At 63.1% G+C, this 637-nt stretch carries 1 protein-coding gene; it reads left to right on the top strand.

The window, feature by feature from the left end; all coding sequences use genetic code 11:
• Positions 1 to 576, top strand: a 576-nt coding sequence (locus EOA24_RS40165) for an integrase core domain-containing protein (RefSeq protein ID WP_133375070.1), incomplete at its 5' end; no start/stop codon positions are given.
• Between the last annotated feature and the right edge of the window lie 61 nt (positions 577 to 637).

The following is a 637-nucleotide window of genomic DNA, read 5'->3' as shown; positions in this document are numbered from 1 at the left end:
ATTCGAAGCGACAATGGCCCACCCTTTGCGTCGGCCGGCGTCACAGGGCTGACGCCGCTGGCAGTGCGCTTCATTAAGCTCGGCATCGCCCTGGAGCGCATCCAGCCAGGCAAGCCGCAGCAGAACGGGCGCCATGAGCGTTTCCATCTGACCATGCTGCCGATGGCCGATGCACCGAAGGCTGACAAAGCGGCTCAAGCCAGGGCCTTCGAGAACTTCCGGCGCAGCTACAATGAGGAGCGTCCGCACGAGGCGCTGGGCATGGACACCCCGGCACAGCATTACCGCCCCTCGACCCGACCGATGCCGAAGACAGCCCCTGAACCCGATTATCCGACCGAGGCAGCGGTGCGCGGCGTGCGCCAGAACGGCGCGGTCAAATGGCGGGGCACCGAGATCTATGTCTCGGCCACGTTGGCCGGCGAACCGATTGCCATTGAAGAGACCGAGGATGGCGAGTGGACGATGCGCTTCCACACCCATCCGCTCGGCTTCATCGATGAGAAGCACATGAAACTGGTTCGCCGCAGCGCCGCGCCAAGCCGACCGCTTGGCGCTGCGGCGACCGCATCATAGGGAGAGAAAACTGTTACCTATGTATCCGGTTCAAAGTGTTACCCATCTATCCGCTGGACAC

It is taken from the genome of Mesorhizobium sp. M2A.F.Ca.ET.039.01.1.1 (assembly GCF_003998035.1).
GTDB lineage: Bacteria > Pseudomonadota > Alphaproteobacteria > Rhizobiales > Rhizobiaceae > Mesorhizobium.
The sequence above is the reverse complement of the archived record's forward strand: the minus strand, read 5'-3'. Positions and strand labels throughout refer to the sequence as shown.